Raw genomic sequence first — 20,373 nt, 5'->3', positions numbered from 1 at the left:
GTGACGCATTTATTAGTGATGAAGGAGAAATATTCATCTCCCCTACTGTTCTTTCAGCAGCCTTTAATATGGAGATAGTAGTTGATCTAAGTCAGCTCTCACTTGGGCTTTATACGGAGGAAAATACGCCCCTGGAAGCAAGGGCAAAAAGGGAAAGCTTAAGAGAGGCATTATTAGAAGACGAAACAACTACCAAAGAAACTCCATTACTTTTCAAAAGGACAAAGAATTGGTTAAAGGGTGAATTTATAGATTATTTCTTTTCTTCAAGTATGTCAGAAGGCTCCTATCCTAATTACAGCTATAGTATCAATTCAGGAAGTGAGCTAATGGGTGGCGATCTTAATATAAATCTCAGTGGCAGTGAATCTCATGATCATAATGATTTTGATTATGATATTAACTGGAGATATGTATTTGGTAAAGAGAAGTTGCTTAACCAGGTGTTACTCGGTAGCAAGCTTCAGTCAAAAGGGATAGACCCGCATTCGTTTACAGGAGTTTCATTGACAAACGCACCATTCGAAGTGGAGGGGAATTTCGGATCGTATGTACTTGTTGATAAAACTGTCCCGTTAAGTGATGTGGAGTTGTATATAAATAACCAGATGGTTGCTTACACGAGAGCGGACGATCTTGGTAATTACCAGTTTAACATACCCATGACATATGGCTCGAACACCATTGAGTTAAAAATTTACAGCCCTGATGGACAGTTAATCGAGAATAACAGGAGGATACAAGTTCCATTTGATTACCTGCCAAAGGGTGATTTTCAGTACTATTTAAATTTTGGACAGCAGAATGACACCAAGGATATGATGTATCATGGAAGCCTTGGTTATGGAATCACCTCTTGGCTAACGGATAGAGCTGGAGTAGATTTCACATCCACAGATGGAGTTGTATTTAATAATCCGGTTTTCTTTAATTCCCTATCAGGCAGGGTCATGGATGATTATTTATTCAACTACACTTTTGCACCTGAGCTTTATCACAGAGTTTCTATAAGCGCTTCATATTTCGATCTGCAATCGTTTAGCTTAAAGTATACAAAATACAAGCAGAATAAGGTATATAACGTTAGAAATCTGGAGGAAGATTTCGAGATTACATCAGGTATTCCGGTCAATATAATGGACATTAAAGCTGGTGTACAGGGACAGGCGCTTTATGAGAAAACAATCGATTCTAAGCATTATAAACTCGATGTAGGAGCAAATTTCTCGATGTTAAACTTCAGTCCGTCAATTAACTATGCGTACTCTGAAGAGCAATCACAGTATTCAACAGGTGTAAGGAGAGAAATACGGTTTGGCTTAAGTACCCCTGCAACATTTTTAAATGGAATATTCCCTGAACTTATGTCAGGTAAATATTTCAGCACAGTTGTAAAATATGATGCCGTTAATAACCAATTCGCGAATGCAAAGCTAACATACTCAAGCAATCTTACAAGGAACGCAAGGATCGAATTTAATTATTCAAACGATCTTCAATATAATTTTTCATCATTCAACGTTGTTTTTAAATATGAGTTTCCGTTTGCAGTTACAAATACGATTGTAGACGATAAGTCATTAATAATGAACGTGCATGGAACAGTTGGCTACGATAACGCAAATAAAAATATATTTACAACCAAGAGACAGAGTGTAGGTACAGGTGGTGTTGCATTTAAAATGTTCCAGGATGAAAATGGTAACGGTAAGTACGACAAAGGTGAACCTATGGTCGATGATATCGATCTTAAGTTTAATCAGAACGTACAGCTGGATAGAAATGATGACGGTGTACTTATTGCCAGTGAGCTTACTCCGTACAGAGAATATAATGTCGAAATTAATCCCCTATCGGGAAAGAATCCATTCCTTCAGCCTAAGTTCCAAAAGTTCGGACTGGTAACAGATCCAAACCAGATCAAACTTGTTGAGATCCCGTTCTATTTCTCACAAGAAGTTTATGGAAATGTTGTTGCAGTAAAAGACGGTGCTGAAATTCCTTTGCCAAGTGTTAAGATCCATATACAAAACCATGAGAACGACGAGGAAAAAGTAATCACGTCATTTAATGATGGAACATTATATTATCTTGGTCTTTTACCGGGTGACTATACAGCTTATGTCGATTCAGCCATGGTAGAGATGCTTGGCGCAGAAACAGAACCAGACAAGATAGATTTTACTATTTATGATGAGAATGACGACAAAGAGATAAAAGAACTTAATTTTGTATTAAAACTTGACAACAGTACAATATCTAACATTGACGAGCAGGAAATTGCAAGTTTCAGAGCAAAATTCCTTTACACAGAGAAACGCATAAACAGCAGGGTTGGAACACATGATGAGGCGCACAAGGAATTCTTTGATGAGATATCTGCTTCGCAATATACAGCATTACCAGAATTTGCAGAAAGATATGAAAAGATGAAGACAAATCTCGAGCAGTGGGAATCTGAAACAGTAGAAAAAGGTGAAGATACAGGATATACCGTAGTTAAAGGTGATTGTTTGTGGAAAATCGCCGGAATGAAGAAACATTACGATAACCCGCACCTTTGGCCCGCTATCTGGGAAGCCAATAAAGACGGCATAATCTCAGCTCCGGAAGGGGTAAAAACTACAATAACTAATCCTAACCTGATATACCCTAGACAGGTATTGAAGATACCTCACCTATCCGATGAGCAGAAACAGGAATTCCTGAACATCGAAGGTCAGTATTATGACAAAAAAGGAAGAGGTAAACCAAGGGAAAAATAAGTTTAGTAAGTGAAGACTAAAAAATTAGGGTAAACTTGAAATTATGAACGTAATTTCAAGGCTAAGAAGAAACCCCATCGTGATTGATCGGGGTTTCTTTATTTATAGAATTTAATTTAAATATTAATATATTATTAGATATAAATATAAGGCGGATAGAATAGGATAATTAAAGTATTTTCTAACTTATTGTTCGGCGAGATCGCTTTCTAAAATTTTACGTTCTTCATCCGTAGTCATGACAATAAGAATATCACCTTTATAGATTGTGAAATCTTCGCCGGGTTTGAATATCCAATCATTATTTTGTTTTACAGCCATTATAATTGTTGATTTAAGCTTTGAGACATCGATTTCCTTCATGTTCTTGCCATGGTACTGCTCAGACACGATTAATTCTTCTATTCTGAAAGATTTACTGTCTTCTTTCAATAGAAAGTCAAGAAATGTAGTTACATCAGGACGGATCATCTCGGAAGCCATACGCATGCCACCAATATTCGTAGGTGAAACTACCTTATCTGCTCCAGCCAACTTGATCTTTTCTAGATTCTTTCGGTCGAAGCAAAATGCAATAACACGGATACCCGGATTTAAACGCTTAGCAGACAGGCTAATAACCAGGTTAGTATTATCATCTTCAGTAGCCGCAAATACCCCGCTAGAAGTCCCTATTCCGGCTTTCTGCAGCGTTTCATCTTCTGTAGGATCTCCTTCCATAAAACACTCTTTCTTAAGTGATTTTCGTATGTCTTCTAATTTCTCACCGTCAGGGTCAACGATAATATGATCCCTGCCAGCTTCATCCATTTCCTCGATTACTTTCTTTGTATAGGGATTTAGCCCACAGATAATATAATGCTTGCTGAGTTGACTTATTAACTTTTCCATTTTACTTTTTTGATAATTTTGTCTGATATAACCTTCAATAATGGCAGCCGCAAATGTAGATACAAAATATGTAATAAATCCAATTCCGGCCATTGCTACAATTACCGTAAACATCCTTGCCCCTGCATATTCCTGGAGAGGTATAACTTCGTCAAATCCAATAGTGGTAATAGTTATAAACGTCATGAAAAAACAATCGAAAAGCCCAAACTTTTTATCCAATAGTATCCAATATCCAAAAGTGCCCACGAGCACCGTAATAACTAATCCAAGCCCTGAGCCATATAATCTTTTAAATATTTCGGTTCTAAACATTATTTAGATTTTATCACTTCAAATCTAGTTAAATAAAAATTCAGAAAAAATTGAATATAATTGTGTTATATAACAAAAAAGCAGGCTTGAACCTGCTTTTGAGCTATCGACCGGATTCGAACCGGTGACCTGCTCATTACGAATGAGCTGCTCTACCAGCTGAGCTACGATAGCAAATATCTATAAATTTTAATACCTATACCAATCAGTTTTAAATGGTCCTTCAACTTCAACACCAATATATTCAGCTTGATCAGGAGAAAGTTTAGTTAATTTTGCCCCAACTTTATCAAGGTGAAGTTTTGCTACTTTCTCATCAAGATGTTTCGGAAGAACATAAACTTTATTTTCATACTTTTCAGGATGATTCCAAAGCTCGATCTGTGCAAGCACCTGGTTTGCAAATGAGTTTGACATTACAAATGAGGGATGACCCATTGCAACGCCCAGATTAACAAGTCTTCCTTCAGCAAGGACAATAATATCTTTGCCATCAATCTTATACATATCGACCTGAGGCTTTATATTTGTCTTTGTATTTCCATAGTTCTCATTCAGCCACGCCATATCTATTTCATTGTCGAAGTGACCGATATTACAAACAATAGCTTTGTCTTTCATCTTCTTAAATATCTCTCCGGTAATAATGTCTTTATTTCCTGTTGCGGTAACAAAGATGTCTGCTTTCCCGGCAACTTCTTCAAGGAGTACAACTTCATATCCTTCCATAGCCGCCTGGAGCGCACAGATAGGATCTATTTCTGTAACCATGACCCTGGCACCGGCGCCTCTCAATGACTCTGCTGAACCTTTACCTACATCTCCGTATCCACAAACAACAGCAACCTTACCTGCCATCATAACATCAGTACCACGTCTTATTGCGTCAACAAGTGATTCACGGCATCCGTATTTGTTGTCGAATTTCGACTTTGTTACGGAGTCATTTACATTGATACATGGAACAGGCAGTGTGCCTTTTTTCATTCTTTCATAAAGTCTGTGAACGCCAGTAGTGGTCTCTTCGGTAATTCCTCTTACGTTTTGTGCAAGTTCAGGATAATTATCCAGAACAACATTCGTAAGATCTCCCCCATCATCGAGGATCATATTCAAAGGCTGTTTATCTTCACCAAAGAATAAAGTCTGTTCGATACACCAATCGTATTCCTCTAGTGTTTCACCCTTCCATGCAAAGACCGGTATTCCGGCTTTTGCAATTGCTGCCGCCGCGTGATCCTGAGTTGAAAATATGTTGCATGAGGACCATCTTACTTCGGCACCCAATTCCTTTAGAGTTTCGATGAGAACCGCTGTCTGAATAGTCATATGAAGACAGCCGGCGATCCTTGTTCCTTTTAATGGCTTTGATTCGGAATATTCTCTCCTAATTGCCATTAAACCCGGCATCTCTGCCTCTGCAAGTTCGATCTCTTTTCTCCCCCATTCGGCGAGGGAAATATCTTTAACTTTATAATCTTGTGTCATTTCAAGAGTTTCTGTGCTCAATTATATTCTCCTATTTAATTAGATTATTATTGTTTGAACTTCGTAAGATAGAACATTAACCTTAATAATAAAATTTACAAATTTCTATACAAAAGACTCATTTTTTGCTTAATTCTATCCCTAATTCTTTTAATTGTTGCTCGGAAACAGTACTTGGGCTATCATCCATGGGCGATGCTGCATGTATGGTCTTAGGAAAGGCTATGACGTCTCGTATGCTGTCAAGCCCGCATATTATTGCGACTACCCTATCCAATCCGACGGCTGCACCCCCGTGAGGCGGCGCTCCATATTTGAATGCTTCGAGCATAAAGCCAAACCTTTTCTGTGCTTCCTCCTCAGGAAATCCAACAATATCAAAGATCTTCTTTTGTATGTCGGGCCGGTGAACCCTGATGCTCCCGCTGGTAATCTCACTTCCGTTCAATACAACATCATAACAATACGCGCGAATGCTCTCAATCTCTGTTCGATCTTTGCTATCTAGATATTTTAAATGCTCATCGAATGGCATTGTAAACATATGGTGTTCCGCAACAAAACCTCCCGTTTCTTCATCATAGGCAAATAATGGAAAATCTTTTACAATAAGGAATTTAAACTGTGATTTGTCGATCAAATTATAATCATGAGCCAGTTTAACTCTTAACTTGCCCAATCCTTCCAATACCTTCTTTTTCTTACCGCTCAAGATGAATATAACGTCACCATCAACAGCATTAAACTGTTCTTTAAGTTTATTTATTTCAGCCTCAGATAGAAACTTTTTTATCGAGGAAGTAATCTCGCCGTCAGGATTGAACTTAATGTACACTAAGCCTCCAAATCCAAGGTCTTTCTTAGCGTATTCCGTTAATTCGTCGAACAGTTTACGCGATGTCTCCTGTCCTTCCAATTTAAAACCTGACACGACTCCCCCGTCATTTATCACATCCTGAAATACCTTAAACTCCGATCCGGAAAAAATGTCATTAAGGTTACCGATTTCCATTCCGGGAATTCGCAAATCGGGTTTATCGGAACCGTATTTTTCAATTACGTCATTGTAAGTCATCTGAATAAAAGGAGTTTGTAGATCAATATTTAGAACCTCTTTCCATATAGTCTGATATAGTCCTTCCAGCACCTCAAAAACATCTTCCTGTCTTACAAAGCTCATCTCAAAGTCTATCTGCGAAAATTCCGGCTGTCTATCTGCCCTTAGATCTTCATCACGGAAGCATTTGCATATTTGAACATACTTATCAAATCCTGCTACCATGAGTATCTGTTTATATATCTGTGGAGACTGAGGAAGAGCGTAAAAATTACCTTTATGTACCCGCGATGGCACAAGATAATCCCTGGCGCCCTCGGGAGTTGATTTCATTAAAATAGGTGTTTCTATCTCGATAAAGCCAAGCTTTTCAAAATACTTCCGCGTTGCCTGATATACCTTACTACGAATAACAATATTCTTTGCAAGCCCTTCTCTTCTCATATCCAGGTACCTATATTTTAATCTGAGGTCTTCTGAGGCTTTAACATTCTCCTCAATAACAAATGGAGTTATATCGGATTCATTTAAAATCTCAACGTTATCCACATCTATCTCAATGTCACCTGTCGGTATGTTTTTATTCTTATTCTCACGCTCTACTACAGTACCAGATGTTGAAATTACACTTTCAAGATTTAGTTTACTTATTTTATCATAAATGTCTTTTTTATCAGGCGATATCTTAATTTGTGTAATACCATACCTATCACGAAGGTCTACAAAAAATAATCCACCCAGGTCTCTTTTTACGTATATCCACCCGTTCAGAGTTACTTTTTCACCTTTATTGGAAAGCCTTAATTCCCCACAAGTATGGGTTCTTTGATTAAAATTCATGTAAGTTTTTGAATAATTAATACCGGAATTGGTAATATACGCTGTATATTATTAAATTATAAGATAAATAAGCGGTATAGGGAGATTATACGGCTATTTGCTTTAGCTCGTTGGTAGTAATATTGTAAATATCCTTCATTCTTTCGACTATCTTACCAAGCTCATCGAAATCAACTCCTGAATCGATATGCTCGAGCTTCATACACAGCTCTGCAAGCCTCTTTGCACCTACTTTGAAGCTAATTCTTTTGAGGTTATTTGCTGATTTCCTGAATTTATCGACATCCTGCTCAAGGTAAGAGTTACTTAGTTCATTCAATATCTCGGGAGCAACATTGATGTAAAGGTCCACTACCTTAGAGAAATCATTGCCATTATTCGACTCGGTGTTTAAGCCGGAGATCAAATTAAGGTCAAGCATGAGGCTGGATTTGATCTGGTGCTTACCATTCTTCTGAAGTTCTTTCGTAGTTCTTCCCCACTTCCTAAGAAGGTTCTGAACTTCTTCCATCATGATCGGTTTACTAATGTAATCATCCATTCCTTCCGATATAAATCGTTCCCTGTCACCTTTCATTGCATTAGCAGTCATAGCAATAATAACCGGGCGATTTTCTTTTTTCCAATGGTTATGAATATACTTAGTTGTTTCTAGACCGTCCATTTCGGGCATTTGTATATCCATAAACACTATATCATAATACTGTCTTCTTAATGATTCAATGACTTCCGTACCATTACTTGCCACATCTGATCTGTAACCTAATTGTTGAAGTATCTTAAGTACCAGTTTTTGATTTATAATATTATCTTCAGCAACAAGTATCCTCAACGGTACTCTTTCATTCAGATCTTTTGTCTTTTCCGATTCAATCAGTTCCAGCTTTTGTTTAATCTCATCTGAAAATACTTTTAGAAGAACGTCAAGCAAGTATGACTGTTTAACGGGTTTAGATAAATATGCGGTAAAAAGTTCCTTGAACTGTTTTTCATTCTCCTCCTGTTTGCCAACAGACGTCAGCATGATCATTGGAAGTTGTTTAGGAGTTCTAAGCTTTCTTATTTCTTGTCCAAGCTGTAAACCATCCATTTCCGGCATGAGCATATCTACGATAGCGAGGTCGAACGGTGCCTTGTCTTTAATAATTCTTAATGCATCCTCCCCGCTTGAAGCTGTTCGCGGTATCATTCCCCACATTTGACATTGGAGTGTCAGTATATGTCTGTTTGTTTCGTTGTCATCAACAATAAGAACTCTCTTATCCTGTAAGACCGACATGGTTGACTTAAGATATATTTTAGCAGGTGCGAGTTGTGCAGGTTTCGACTTCATTGTGAAGTGGAATATAGAGCCCTTCCCAGGCGTACTCTCCACCCATATTTTGCCACCCATTAGGTTTACGAGTTTTGAGCAAATAGCCAGGCCAAGTCCAGTACCGCCGTATTTCCGTGTGGTTGTAGAATCTACCTGTGAAAACGATTCAAATATAACATCTAACTTTTCAGGAGGTATACCGATACCGGTGTCCTTAACGGAAAATTCTAACAACAACTCTTCCGGATTATCCGATATATTCCTGACGGAAATAAAAACTTCACCCTCATTAGTAAATTTTACAGCATTGCTGACAAGGTTTACCAGTATCTGTCTTAACCTTGTTACATCCCCTATGATAAATGGTGGAACATCTTTTTCTATAAGATGTAAAAGGTCGAGCTTCTTCTCCACCGCTTTTGAAGCGAGTAGGTCATAAGCGTCTTCGATGCACTCCTTAAGCTCGAAAGGCTGTTCTTCCAGCTCCATTTTACCGGATTCGATCTTTGAGAAGTCAAGAATGTCGTTTATTAAAGTCAGCAGTGTATCACCACTTACCCGAATTGTCTCAACAAATTCCCTCTGTTCCGGTGTAAGATCCGTTTCCATTAATAAACCTGTCATACCAATAACACCATTCATCGGAGTACGTATCTCATGACTCATTATGGCAAGAAATTCGGATTTAACTTTTGCGGCTTCCTCAGCAGCTTCTTTTGCTTTAATAAGCTCTTCTTCCCATTTCTTTCTTTCAGTAACGTCCGTAAGTGTACCCGTTGTACCAATAAAATTATTATCCTCATCATAAATTAAAAATCTACTGTACTCAAACAGCCTCGTCTCATCATCCTTCCTTGTAATTCTAAAATGACCGTGATCAAAGTCCGCATTCTTTTCGATCATGCTTCTAAGGATCTCACCATGCCTTTCCCTGTCATCAGCATGAATAAATTCTTTCGTTATTCTACCCAGGCTTTCCTTAACAGTAAAACCTGTAGTTTTTTCCCATGCGTTACTCAGATAGGTCCATTTGCCTTCTTTGTCGGTCTGATATACAATATCCTTTACCGTGTTTAAAACAGTATCATATCTGTTTTCTATTTTTTTAAGCTCTTTCTCTATGTCGCGTGTTCTTGAAATATCCTTTATAGAACCGGATATTATTACTTCATTCCCCTCTCTATTTACGTTTGAAGAAAGCTCTACCCAAATGTAAGTATCCTTTTTTGTAAGCCAGCGGAGCTCTTCTACTGTCAAACTCTCACCCTTATTAATAAATGATTTTATCTTTTCTTCGTACTGTGAAAAATCATCCTCATGTATATAATTAAGGAAATTCTTGCCTATCGATTCCTCAACAGAAAATCCTGTAAGATCAGTCCAGTGCGAGTTCAAATATAATATCTTACCTGATGAATCAAGTTGAAAGACAACCTCATTTAAATTTTTAAGCAGGTAAAAAAATCTTGGATCCATTACATGTAACTCACCCGGGGTTTTTCTTCGTTCGTTAAGAAAGTTTAAAGTTATCTCGGTTAGCTTTTGTGTACTCAGACTGTCCAGATCGAGTTTATTGTAATCTGAATCTTTTAATATTTCTTTAGAAAGTCTGCGGAGGTTCTTTAAAAGATATTCTTTATTCTCATAATATACAGGTCTCTGCTCTTCTGATTGTGACTCAGAAAAATGCTCCCTCAATCCTGATATAAGCTTCTCTACATTTTCCGGTACCTTAAGATATGATGGTACCTGTGATAACCACGCCAGCGCATCTTTAAAATCTTCTTCAGATTTTATATCAAATTCTTTACCAATATTTTCGAAAAATGAACTATCTGTCATATAATATTTATACGTAAATTACCTTCAAAACAATCAATTGTGCAAATACTATGCCTTATTTACAATTTAATAATACTTTTTTAGCTCTTCAATAGTAAGTATATGTAATTCATCAAGTTTATCAACTTCACTGCCAATTTCAGCTAAATTATTCTGTTTTCCAGCCAATTCAATAGTTTTACATACTTCGGCGAAAAGCTTTGAACCTACATTCAAACTTGCTCCTTTTAGTGTGTGGGCTGTTTTTCCTAACTTCTCAGCATCTCCGGATGCTGCAAGTTCTTTAATTTCATTAATTAAACCGACTGCTTGGTCAATGTACAGCTCAACAATTTCCTTAAAAAAAGAATCCGTATCGCCGTCACCCAGCTCTTTCAAACCCTCTATCACATTCATGTCAACAAGTTCCTCGGTAGATGGTTTCATTTATTTAGATTTAATTAAATATAGTGTTTTAGCTATATGTTAAAAATAAAGCCCTGAGATTTTGTCAAAACCAAAGGGCTTCAAAAAACATACTAAGGCGCTCGATAGTTGCCTATAGAGTTCCTCTTAAAGCCTGCTCCCTTTCGATCGCTTCAAATAAAGCTTTAAAATTACCCTTACCAAAACTCCTTGCACCTCGCCTTTGTATTATCTCAAAAAACAAAGTAGGACGTTCAACAATAGGTTTGGTAAATATCTGGAGCAGATATCCGTCATCATCTCTATCCACCAAAATTCCAAGCTCTTCAAGTTCTTCCAGTTCCTCTTCGATCTTACCGACTCTTCCCTCTAATTCGGAATAATATGTCGTTGGAACAGTAAGAAACTCAATTCCCCTATTCCTCAATTCTTTCACAGTATCTATAATGTTGGGAGTCGTTAAAGCAATATGTTGTACACCGCCTGTTTTATAAAAATCCAAGTATTCTTCAATCTGTGACTTTTTCTTTCCCTGTGCCGGCTCGTTGATCGGAAATTTGATCTTTCCTGTACCATTCTGCATCACCTTACTCATCAACGCTGTATACTCGGTTGAGATATCTTTATCATCAAATGAGATAAGCTGATTGAACCCCATTGTCTGTGCATAGAAATTAACCCAGTGGTTCATCTTTCCAAGTTCGACATTACCTACCATGTGGTCTATAGAACGAAGGTTTACGTCCTTAATACCTTTGACACCTCTTTCTTCTGCATTCATGAATCCGGGAAGAAAATTACCATTATAGTTCCTTCTATCAATAAATGAATGTATTGTATCTCCGTAAGTTGCGATTGAAGATTTTATAATATATCCGTTTTCATCTTCGAATTTTGTAGGCTCTAAAACACTAATTGCCCCCCTTTTGACTGTCTCGTTGTAGGCACTCTCTGCATCATCGACTTCAAAAGCAATGTCACGAACTCCATCACCGTGTTTTTTATGATGCTCGGCAACAAATGAATCGTCAGTATTTGCGGATGTTAAAACGAACCTGATCTTTCCTTGCTCCAGCACATATGAACTTGTTTCTTTATTTTTCGTTTCAAGACCTGCATAATACTTTAGCTTAAAACCAACTGCATATTGATAGAAAAATGAAGATTGTTTGGCATCACCAACATAAAATTCTACATGGTCAATTCTCTTTAGAGGAAGAAAATCCTCTACTTGGACGGTATCTTTTTGCTGTAATTCTTGTGTGGTTTCCATTTCTCACTAACTTTAAATTAAGTAAATCCCATTCAAATCTTAATATAGCATAAATGGACGATTAATTAATTTCAAAAATTTTTATACTCTTTTGGATCTATTCCCAGCTTATATATCTTTTGTCTAAGGCTAACAGGATGAAAGTTTATAGCTTTCGCAGTCGCGGCAACATTTCCTTTATTCAATTTCAGGTATTTTCTTATAAACTTCGATTCGAAATCCCTGATCACATTATCTTTATTTTCGGAATAATCACTTGTTACAGTAACAACTTGAGTATTCCCCTTCAGTTTATCAGGCAGAAGGTCCGGACTTATTTTCCCGTCGTCACAAAGTATTGATACCCTTTCTGCAATATTTTTCAGTTCACGGATATTACCGGGCCAGTTGTAATGAGTAAGTATTTCTTTTACTTCCGGCGAAATACTTTTGATCTTCACATCATTATTATGAGAATACTCTTTGATAAACTTTTCAAAATAAAATTCAATGTCTTCAGGTCTTTCCCTTAAAGCCGGTAGGTGAAACTCAAATACGTTTAATCTGTAATATAGATCTTCCCTAAATGTCCCTTCTTCGATCATTTTTTTAAGGTCTCTATTTGTTGCTGCAATTATTCTTACATTGGTATGTCTTATCTTTGTATCCCCAACCTTAGAAAACTCTTTTTCCTGAAGCACACGCAATAATTTTACCTGGAGCATTGGCTCTACTTCACCAATTTCATCGAGAAATAACGTTCCATTATTTGCAATTTCGAAATACCCTTTATGATCCTTTATTGCCCCAGTAAAGGCACCCCTTGCATGACCGAATAATTCTGATTCGAGAAGCTGGCTCGGTATTGCTGCACAGTTTACGACAATAAATGGTTGGTCTGCCCTTGTACTATTCTTATAGATATACTTCGCGAGAACTTCTTTACCCGTACCATTTTCACCTGTTATAAGAATTGTCGAATTGGATCTGGCAACTTTTTTAACTTCTTTTAATATTTCCTGCATCTCTTTACTTGTTGTCGAGTATGATTCATCATCATGTTCTTTATCCATAGATTTCTGAAGACTGGATTTTAAGAATAAGTTTTCATTCATGAGATTGACTTTTTCCAATCCCCTATTTACCGCGAGTACAAGCTCATCTTTGTTGATTGGCTTAGTCAGATAATCAAAGGCACCAAGCTTTATCGCTTCTACAACAGATTTAATCGAAAAATAAGCAGTAATCAAAATAACAACAAGATCCGGTTCAAGCTCAAGTACTTCCCTGGTTAACTGCATTCCATTCATTTTTGGCATATTGAAATCAGTTACCAATACCTCGAAATCATACTGCTTTACCTTCTCTAATGCAGTTTTTCCATCAGTAACGGTTGTTACCTCATGTCCCTCTTGCTCCAAGACTTTCTTCATTATCGCAGCTGAAGTTACTTCATCATCTACAACAAGTATTTTTGCCATAGTATAGTCTTTTTATTTCGTTTTTAAACCGGGCTATGCTTGAAAATCTTAAATATACAATAAACCATTTAAATATTAATCTAATAATAAATAGGGGGTTAGAACTCAATTTCTAACCCCCTCATATGCCCTTCATGTACAAATATAGTAAATAAACTATTAAATCAAAACAATTATTTTAATGCTTAAATTTTTACAAAAGAAAAAGGAACATTTAAAAATGCTCCTTTTTTCAAAAAATTATAGATAAAATTCTACTTAACCAATATCATTCTTTTTGTCTCACTGTGTTCAGGTGTTGTAAGTTTGTAAAAGTATACACCACTTGTTAAACCGTACTTACCTGCATCAAAAGTCACTTCATAAGTGCCTGCATCTCTCCTATCATTAACTATGGTCGCTACTTCTTTCCCACTGATATCAAATACTTTTAAGGAAACAACAGAATTGGTTGGAATCGAAAAACTTATCTTTGTAGATGGATTGAACGGATTTGGGTAATTCTGCGATAACACAAAATTATCCGGTAATAAACTTCCATTCCCCTGCAACCCGGTTACAAGCGCAAAAGTTGTTTTTAAAACATATAAACCTGTCTGTCTGTCTGATCCAATTATCTTACCTGATGGAAACATATATACACCCCAACATCCGTCATACGTAAAACCGTTATCCGATGGATATGTATCATACCATGCGACTTCAGTTGGTGATGCCACATTAGAGATGTCAATGACCCTTACACCGGCAGTATAATGTGCAACTACAGCATATTTACCATATATCTCGACGTTGTGAACTATAGATGTTGTTATTCCTGTTGGTTGCCATGTTCCAACCTGTACGACATTGCTCAGATTTTGGATATCCCAGATCTTTAGCAGCCTGGGGTTACCATTTATCTCATCTGTTACCAGACAATACTTTCTGTTGGGCGTAATAGCACAGTTATGGGGACCGGGATTAGGATTATTTGCCCATGAACCAATAGTAACAGGATTATCTTTATTCCACACGTCGATTACAGTTACCGTTCCACCGTCTGATGAATAAATATTACACGCAAACACCCTGTTTTCCACTACCCGGCAATCGTGAACGTATTTTTCATCCCACGTTCCTCTAAGAACTGGATTCTCGGGATCAGATATATCGACTATTGCAATACCGCCGTTACTTGTGCTTTGTCCGCCATTTATATATAGATAATTACCTTCGGTTGAAATTGTGTGAATCTTCATTATACCATTTACACTCCAGTTTTTCACAAAATGCACAGAGTCCGGGAGATATTGCAGATCAACAATTTGTATTCCCGTGCTCGACGAAGCAACGTCAGTAACAATATATGCATAATGTGAATGTGTTTTCATTTCACGCCAATTGCTGGATGTACCCGGAAGAAAATCAACTTCATGAATATCCGCTGAGTCAGTTATATCCACAAACGAGGTTCCAGTGTATGCTCCAAGAAGAGCATATTCTCTTGCATTAGGAGCAACATATCCCCATAATGCGGAATACAGATTCCCTCCTGCTCCGGGATGCTCATTCAGATTTTTAAGCAAGTACATTTCGTGATTACCAAGCTGAGAGTATGCAAGGTTGGAAAGTAAAATGAAAGCAAAGATCAAAACGTATAATTTTTTCATCAAACAGTTTCCTTTCATTATTAATAAAAAAGGGGATATCTTTTAATATCCCCCATGATATCTAAATTTCACTAAAATATATTACTTCGTCAATATCATTTTTTTAGTCTGAATAAAATCACCTGCCCTTAATTCATAAAAATATACCCCGCTCGACAGACCATATTTTCCTGCGTCAATTGATATTTCGTATACTCCCGCATCCCTTCTATCATTAAATACCGTAGCCACCTGCTTCCCGGTAATATCATATATTTTGAGGCTTGCAAATGCGTTTTTCGGGATCGAAAAGTTGATCTTTGTAGAAGGATTAAATGGATTCGGATAATTTTGTGATAATTCGAAACCTTCTGGTAATTGGCTTGTATTACCGGGCACTTCAGTCAAAGCACTTATATTTGTCTTAATAACAAATAATCCCTTCTGTCTATCAGAACCAATTATCTTTCCTGATGGGAATTTATATACTCCCCAGCAACCGTTATAATTTGAGCTATTATTGTTTGTATATGTATCATACCATGCAACTTCAACAGGGCTTGTCGGATTTGAAATATCAAGGATCCTGATACCCGCTGAGTAATGTGCTATCACTGCATAATCACCATATATTTCGACATTATGAACGATCGCCGTAGTTATACCTGTCGGTTGCCACGATGTAACATATGTTATGTTTTGCAGATCCTGTATGTTCCAAACTTTTAGCTTACCGTTTGGTGATGAAGTTTCATCTGTTGTATATATGTATTTCTTATCAGTTGTAAGCGCACAGTTATGCGGGAATGGATTCGGATTATTAACCCAGGAAGTAACCGTCGTCGGATTATCTTTATCCACTGCGTTAATTATTGTAACAGTTCCGGGCGGATCATATATATTACATGCATATATTGTGTCATCTATTACCCTGCTATCGTGCACATATTCATTTGACCATGATCCCCTCTTTACTGGAACTTCTGGATTTGTTACATCCACGATCGTAAGTCCACCCACATCTGAACCACCGGGGGATACGTTTCCACCATGAAGATACAAATAAGGTCCTGATTGCTGAATTGAGTGTGTATGTGTGTATCCTGAGTATTGCCAGGTTCCAAGGTAATGGATAGAATCAGGCAGATACTGTAGATCAACGATTTGAAGGAAGCTGTTACTTGCTTCAGAGACTATGTATGCATAGTGCGAATATGTTTTCATTTCTCTCCAGTCACTTACATTACCTTTCAAAAAGGCTACCTCTGCAATGTTTGCAGAATCCGTTATATCAATGAAGGAAGTCCCGCTATCACATCCAAGAATAGCATATTCTCTTCCGTCAGGTGCTCTATAACCCCATAATGCAGAAAAATATGCGGATGTTGCACTCGCTCCTGCATGTGGTCTGAGATTGGATAAGAGATATGTGTTATTATTTCCTAATTGGGCGAATGAATTATTTGATAAGAATGCTACTGAACAAAACAACAGTAGAGTAAGGATTTTTTTCATGTTGGTGTTTTTAAGAGTTAATACTGATTTCCCCCAAGACAAGAAATATATTATAAATTACTGTAATAATAAAAAAGCGATTAATTTACTCTCTTAATAACAACTAGCGTTTTATCATCTGCATATTCGCCACCGGCAGAATATATCTGCACGTCTTCAATGATAGCATTGCAAAGCTCTTTTGGGCTTTTTTCAGCGTTTTTTAAAATGACATTCTTAAGCCTTTCTTCACCATAAAGCTCATATTTCGAATCCATAGCCTCAACTATACCATCTGTATAGAGGATCAGAACATCATTTTTCTTTATGAGAATACTTTCGTAAAAATATTCCTGCTCCGGGGAGGGTCCGAGCACTGGACCGGTAGTTGCCAGTTCGGAAACGCTTCCTGTCTCTGATTTATAAAAAAGAGGTCTATTATGACCCGCATTTACATAAATACAAAGTCCCTTTGTGTCTTTAAACAGCTCACAATAGAATAAAGTTACAAATCGTTCAAAAGGGAAAAGTTCGTATATAAGCCTGTTCACTTTCTTTATTAATGAAGTCATCTTAATGTCGAACTCAACACCCATCTTGAGTGCTCCTGACACATAAAGCGACTGTGCGGCTGCTGATATTCCCTTAGACGCCGCATCGGCTATTGCCACACCTAAAATATCGCTATCTTCAGACTTTAAATAATCAAAGAAATCACCTCCGACTATATTTTCCGGTATAGATACTCCGAACATCTCATAATTTCCGAAACTCATCTCATGTTCGGGTAAAATATTTCTTTGTATTTCTCGTGCTTTCTCGAGCTCTACAATATTAGTCTTCGCTTCCGATTCAATATCCCTGGTTTTTAATATGGAGCTGAGTGTTGTACTAATTATATTTAGTGTGTCTAATAGATCATTTCCAAGTTGTTTGGCATTTAAAGCAATAAGGTATTCATACAAATAGGATTTATCTTCGTCTTCGTCCAGAAAACGAATTTTATATCTCTCCCCTACACCCGTTGCCGAGTAATGATAAATCCCCTTCTTGATCAAATAATCGTCTGTCTCTTTTGCAATCACCGATCTTTTCTTACCAATTTCTCTAACTATTGGATAATCCCTGATAGCTATTTTATAATCATCTTCAATTGGTTCCACATCACCCATTTGCTGTATTAAAACATATGCATCTTTCTCAGGAGTAAGCTTCCAAACTCTTCCTCCGATTATTTCTATCTCTTCACTTTTAATAATCTCACCCAGCACATGGCATAGTAATTCCTCATCCGATTTGAATTTCGGAGCATCCTTGGAGATCGTTTCGATTGTCTTATATAATCTTTTTTGTTCCACTTAGTTTAGTTTACCTGTTTTTTTCTCAACTGCCGAAATGAAACCCGACTCAAAAACTATCGAACTCATGTTTGACATTTCTTCTTCGAGTATAACATCTTCTTCGATATGATCACTTCTATTTCTGATATATTGGTAAGCTGTCTCTCCCCCTTTTCCACTTTTCAAAGGTCTTAAAAAATCTATTCCCTGTACCGCGCAGAGAAATTCGATCGAAATTATTTTCTTTGTGTTATTTACAATATCAAAGCATTTTCTCGATGAAATTGACCCCATTGAGTTATGATCTTCCTGGTTAGCGCTTGTTGGTATCGAATCAACCGATGCCGGGTGAGATAGAACTTTATTCTCACTTACCAATGCGGCCGCCGTATATTGCGCTATCATAAGACCGGAATTAAGTCCTCCTTTATCAGTCAAAAATCGTGGCAATCCGCTTAAACTTCCATCGACAAGTCTTGCTGTTCTTCTTTCTGAAATATTTCCAAGTTCAGTAATAGCAATTGAAAGAAAATCTCCAATTAAGGCTATCGGTTCGCCGTGAAAATTTCCGCCTTCCACACGCTCCCCTGTTTCGGGAAATATTAATGGATTATCCGTAACTGAATTTATTTCGGTTTCCAGAATTCCAGCACAGTAATTTATCGTATCTTTTATTGCTCCGTGGACCTGTGGCATACAGCGAAGTGAATATGCATCCTGTACTTTACCGCAGTCCTTATGCGACTCCATGATTTCACTTCCTTTCAGCAAGCGCCTAAGATTATCCGCTGACTGTTCCTGTCCTTTGTGTGACCGAACTTTCTGTAAATTAGCCGAAAACGCTTTGTTTGTTCCCCTTAACGCTTCCAAAGATAAAGCTCCCGATATATCCGCTAAAATAGATAACCTCTGTGCTTCATATAAAGCCATACACATATAAGCACTCATCATCTGAGTACCGTTTATCAATGCCAATCCTTCTTTAGCATGAAGCTCGATAGGTTTCATTCCGCATTTCTTCAATGCTTCCGTGCTTTTCAATACCTTGCCATTGTATTTACAATATCCCTCACCAATAAATGACAATGCGAGATGTGAGAGCGGTGCAAGGTCGCCGGAACTGCCAACCGAACCCTGTGAAGGAATTAGAGGTACTATCCCACTGTTAAAGAACTTTACCAAAAACTCCATAAGCTCCAGCCTTACCCCTGAATAGCCTTTTGCTAATGAATTTATCCGGAAAAGTATCATTAACCTGACAATGTAATCCGGGATGTAACTCCCTACCCCTGCTGAGTGTGATATGACAAGATTGCGTTGTAATTTTATTCTGTCCTTTTTGGGAATTTTCACATCCTTAAATTCACCGAAACCTGTTGTAATTCCATAAATGACTTCATCAGCATCTATCCATTTATCGATCAGCTTTCTCGATGCATTTATCTTTGATCTTGAAGCCGAACTTAATTTTATTTTATAACTGCCCGTTACTATTCGTACTGAATTATCTATCGTTAGATTCTTACCGTCAATTTCGAAAGTTTTACCAGCCATTTATAGATTTTAAATTATTTCCTGTATATCTTTAGGTCTTTAAACTTTAAATAACCTCCAAATCCATCAGTATTAAGATAGACCAAATTGTAAATGAAGGATTTGTTTACTTTGGGCGATCCGATTGTTACATCCAGCGTAGTTTCAGCTGTAGTAACGATGGAACTTGGAATGGAATAAACATATACATTAGAATCAGGTGATGTGCTAAATATGTAGCCAATATTTATAGCGTTTGTCGAGGTGTTGTTCGTCGAACCCCAGTAAGTAATTTTTATTCTCATGCTGTCAGCATTTGTAAAATCTAACGAGCTGGAAGAAATCGTTGAGGTCTTTGTGGCGGCTCCTGAACCCGTTGTTGAAACGGAATCACCGGGATACTCTGCTACCAATTGCTCTGTTATAATAACATCGGTAGTAGATTCATCACAACCTGCAACAAAAGCACAACAAAAAACCAAACATGTAATTAGTTTTTTCATGTTTTTTATTTTATGTTATTGGCAAATTCGAGGGCGTCTTCTTTTTTACTGAACCATTCCGATGCGACCTTCTTCTTAAAGAACAAGATCCTTTTATAAACGCTAACTATCCACATTGTCGGATCTGAGTCCCTGTTTAGGATCTCAACGATTTTTCCCGAAGTGCTTTTTAATATTTCCTTTGTTGACATACAGTTTTGTATTAAAGTTTGACCAAATTA

Annotated in this window: 14 protein-coding genes and 1 tRNA gene; 1 reads left to right on the top strand and 14 read right to left on the bottom strand. The window is 37.3% G+C overall.

The window, feature by feature from the left end; genetic code table 11:
• Window positions 1–1,364: 1,364 nt before the first annotated feature.
• Entirely contained in the window at window positions 1,365–2,765 is a 1,401-nt protein-coding gene (locus tag H6614_05835; GenBank protein ID MCB9243174.1) for a LysM peptidoglycan-binding domain-containing protein, read from the top strand.
• A gap of 186 nt (window positions 2,766–2,951) precedes the next feature.
• Here the strand turns inward: H6614_05835 and H6614_05830 are convergent, their stop codons facing one another.
• The 14 genes from H6614_05830 to H6614_05765 form a co-directional block, all read right to left on the bottom strand.
• Window positions 2,952–3,971, bottom strand: a complete 1,020-nt coding sequence (locus H6614_05830; GenBank protein MCB9243173.1) for a potassium channel protein — start codon at window positions 3,969–3,971, stop codon at window positions 2,952–2,954.
• Between the two features lie 101 nt (window positions 3,972–4,072).
• Window positions 4,073–4,145 (bottom strand) — tRNA-Thr (locus H6614_05825).
• Window positions 4,146–4,160: 15 nt separating this feature from the next.
• Window positions 4,161–5,459: an adenosylhomocysteinase gene (locus tag H6614_05820; GenBank protein MCB9243172.1), complete on the bottom strand. Its 1,299-nt coding sequence runs from the start codon at window positions 5,457–5,459 to the stop codon at window positions 4,161–4,163.
• A 118-nt stretch (window positions 5,460–5,577) separates the two neighbouring features.
• The gene (gene aspS / locus H6614_05815; protein ID MCB9243171.1) at window positions 5,578–7,356 is read right to left on the bottom strand and encodes an aspartate--tRNA ligase; all 1,779 of its coding nucleotides are present in this window, start codon (window positions 7,354–7,356) and stop codon (window positions 5,578–5,580) included.
• A gap of 85 nt (window positions 7,357–7,441) precedes the next feature.
• Window positions 7,442–10,513, bottom strand: a complete 3,072-nt coding sequence (locus H6614_05810; protein MCB9243170.1) for a response regulator — start codon at window positions 10,511–10,513, stop codon at window positions 7,442–7,444.
• A 66-nt stretch (window positions 10,514–10,579) separates the two neighbouring features.
• Window positions 10,580–10,939, bottom strand: coding sequence for an Hpt domain-containing protein (locus tag H6614_05805; protein ID MCB9243169.1), 360 nt, complete (start codon window positions 10,937–10,939; stop codon window positions 10,580–10,582).
• 112 nt (window positions 10,940–11,051) lie between these two features.
• On the bottom strand, window positions 11,052–12,191 hold the full coding sequence (gene hppD, locus H6614_05800; GenBank protein MCB9243168.1) for a 4-hydroxyphenylpyruvate dioxygenase: 1,140 nt from the start codon (window positions 12,189–12,191) through the stop codon (window positions 11,052–11,054).
• A gap of 71 nt (window positions 12,192–12,262) precedes the next feature.
• Window positions 12,263–13,651 (bottom strand): sigma-54-dependent Fis family transcriptional regulator, encoded by a 1,389-nt coding sequence (locus H6614_05795; protein ID MCB9243167.1) that lies wholly within the window; start codon window positions 13,649–13,651, stop codon window positions 12,263–12,265.
• Window positions 13,652–13,905: 254 nt separating this feature from the next.
• On the bottom strand, window positions 13,906–15,303 hold the full coding sequence (locus H6614_05790) for a choice-of-anchor B family protein (protein ID MCB9243166.1): 1,398 nt from the start codon (window positions 15,301–15,303) through the stop codon (window positions 13,906–13,908).
• Window positions 15,304–15,384: 81 nt separating this feature from the next.
• The gene (locus H6614_05785; protein ID MCB9243165.1) at window positions 15,385–16,797 is read right to left on the bottom strand and encodes a choice-of-anchor B family protein; all 1,413 of its coding nucleotides are present in this window, start codon (window positions 16,795–16,797) and stop codon (window positions 15,385–15,387) included.
• Window positions 16,798–16,877: 80 nt separating this feature from the next.
• Window positions 16,878–18,134 (bottom strand): serine/threonine-protein phosphatase, encoded by a 1,257-nt coding sequence (locus H6614_05780; GenBank protein MCB9243164.1) that lies wholly within the window; start codon window positions 18,132–18,134, stop codon window positions 16,878–16,880.
• The gene (hutH, locus tag H6614_05775; GenBank protein ID MCB9243163.1) at window positions 18,135–19,670 is read right to left on the bottom strand and encodes a histidine ammonia-lyase; all 1,536 of its coding nucleotides are present in this window, start codon (window positions 19,668–19,670) and stop codon (window positions 18,135–18,137) included.
• Window positions 19,671–19,684: 14 nt separating this feature from the next.
• On the bottom strand, window positions 19,685–20,152 hold the full coding sequence (locus H6614_05770) for a hypothetical protein (protein MCB9243162.1): 468 nt from the start codon (window positions 20,150–20,152) through the stop codon (window positions 19,685–19,687).
• 5 nt (window positions 20,153–20,157) lie between these two features.
• Window positions 20,158–20,343, bottom strand: a complete 186-nt coding sequence (locus tag H6614_05765) for a hypothetical protein (protein MCB9243161.1) — start codon at window positions 20,341–20,343, stop codon at window positions 20,158–20,160.
• Window positions 20,344–20,373: the final 30 nt, after the last annotated feature.

The sequence above is a fragment of the Ignavibacteriales bacterium genome, assembly GCA_020635255.1.
GTDB lineage: Bacteria > Bacteroidota > Ignavibacteria > Tepidaquicellales > Tepidaquicellaceae > JAEYVS01.
Note: the sequence above shows the minus strand (reverse complement) of the source record. Positions and strands in the feature narration are given on the sequence as shown.

Coding starts and splice junctions, on each gene's coding strand:
- H6614_05785 (MCB9243165.1), bottom strand. CDS start 16,797: ATGAAAAAAATCCTTACTCTACTGTTGTTTTGTTCAGTAGCATTCTTA.
- H6614_05795 (MCB9243167.1), bottom strand. CDS start 13,651: ATGGCAAAAATACTTGTTGTAGATGATGAAGTAACTTCAGCTGCGATA.
- aspS (MCB9243171.1), bottom strand. CDS start 7,356: ATGAATTTTAATCAAAGAACCCATACTTGTGGGGAATTAAGGCTTTCC.
- H6614_05835 (MCB9243174.1), top strand. CDS start 1,365: ATGTCAGGTAAATATTTCAGCACAGTTGTAAAATATGATGCCGTTAAT.
- H6614_05790 (MCB9243166.1), bottom strand. CDS start 15,303: ATGAAAAAATTATACGTTTTGATCTTTGCTTTCATTTTACTTTCCAAC.
- H6614_05765 (MCB9243161.1), bottom strand. CDS start 20,343: ATGTCAACAAAGGAAATATTAAAAAGCACTTCGGGAAAAATCGTTGAG.
- H6614_05830 (MCB9243173.1), bottom strand. CDS start 3,971: ATGTTTAGAACCGAAATATTTAAAAGATTATATGGCTCAGGGCTTGGA.
- H6614_05805 (MCB9243169.1), bottom strand. CDS start 10,939: ATGAAACCATCTACCGAGGAACTTGTTGACATGAATGTGATAGAGGGT.
- hppD (MCB9243168.1), bottom strand. CDS start 12,191: ATGGAAACCACACAAGAATTACAGCAAAAAGATACCGTCCAAGTAGAG.
- H6614_05820 (MCB9243172.1), bottom strand. CDS start 5,459: ATGACACAAGATTATAAAGTTAAAGATATTTCCCTCGCCGAATGGGGG.
- hutH (MCB9243163.1), bottom strand. CDS start 19,670: ATGGCTGGTAAAACTTTCGAAATTGACGGTAAGAATCTAACGATAGAT.
- H6614_05770 (MCB9243162.1), bottom strand. CDS start 20,152: ATGAAAAAACTAATTACATGTTTGGTTTTTTGTTGTGCTTTTGTTGCA.
- H6614_05810 (MCB9243170.1), bottom strand. CDS start 10,513: ATGACAGATAGTTCATTTTTCGAAAATATTGGTAAAGAATTTGATATA.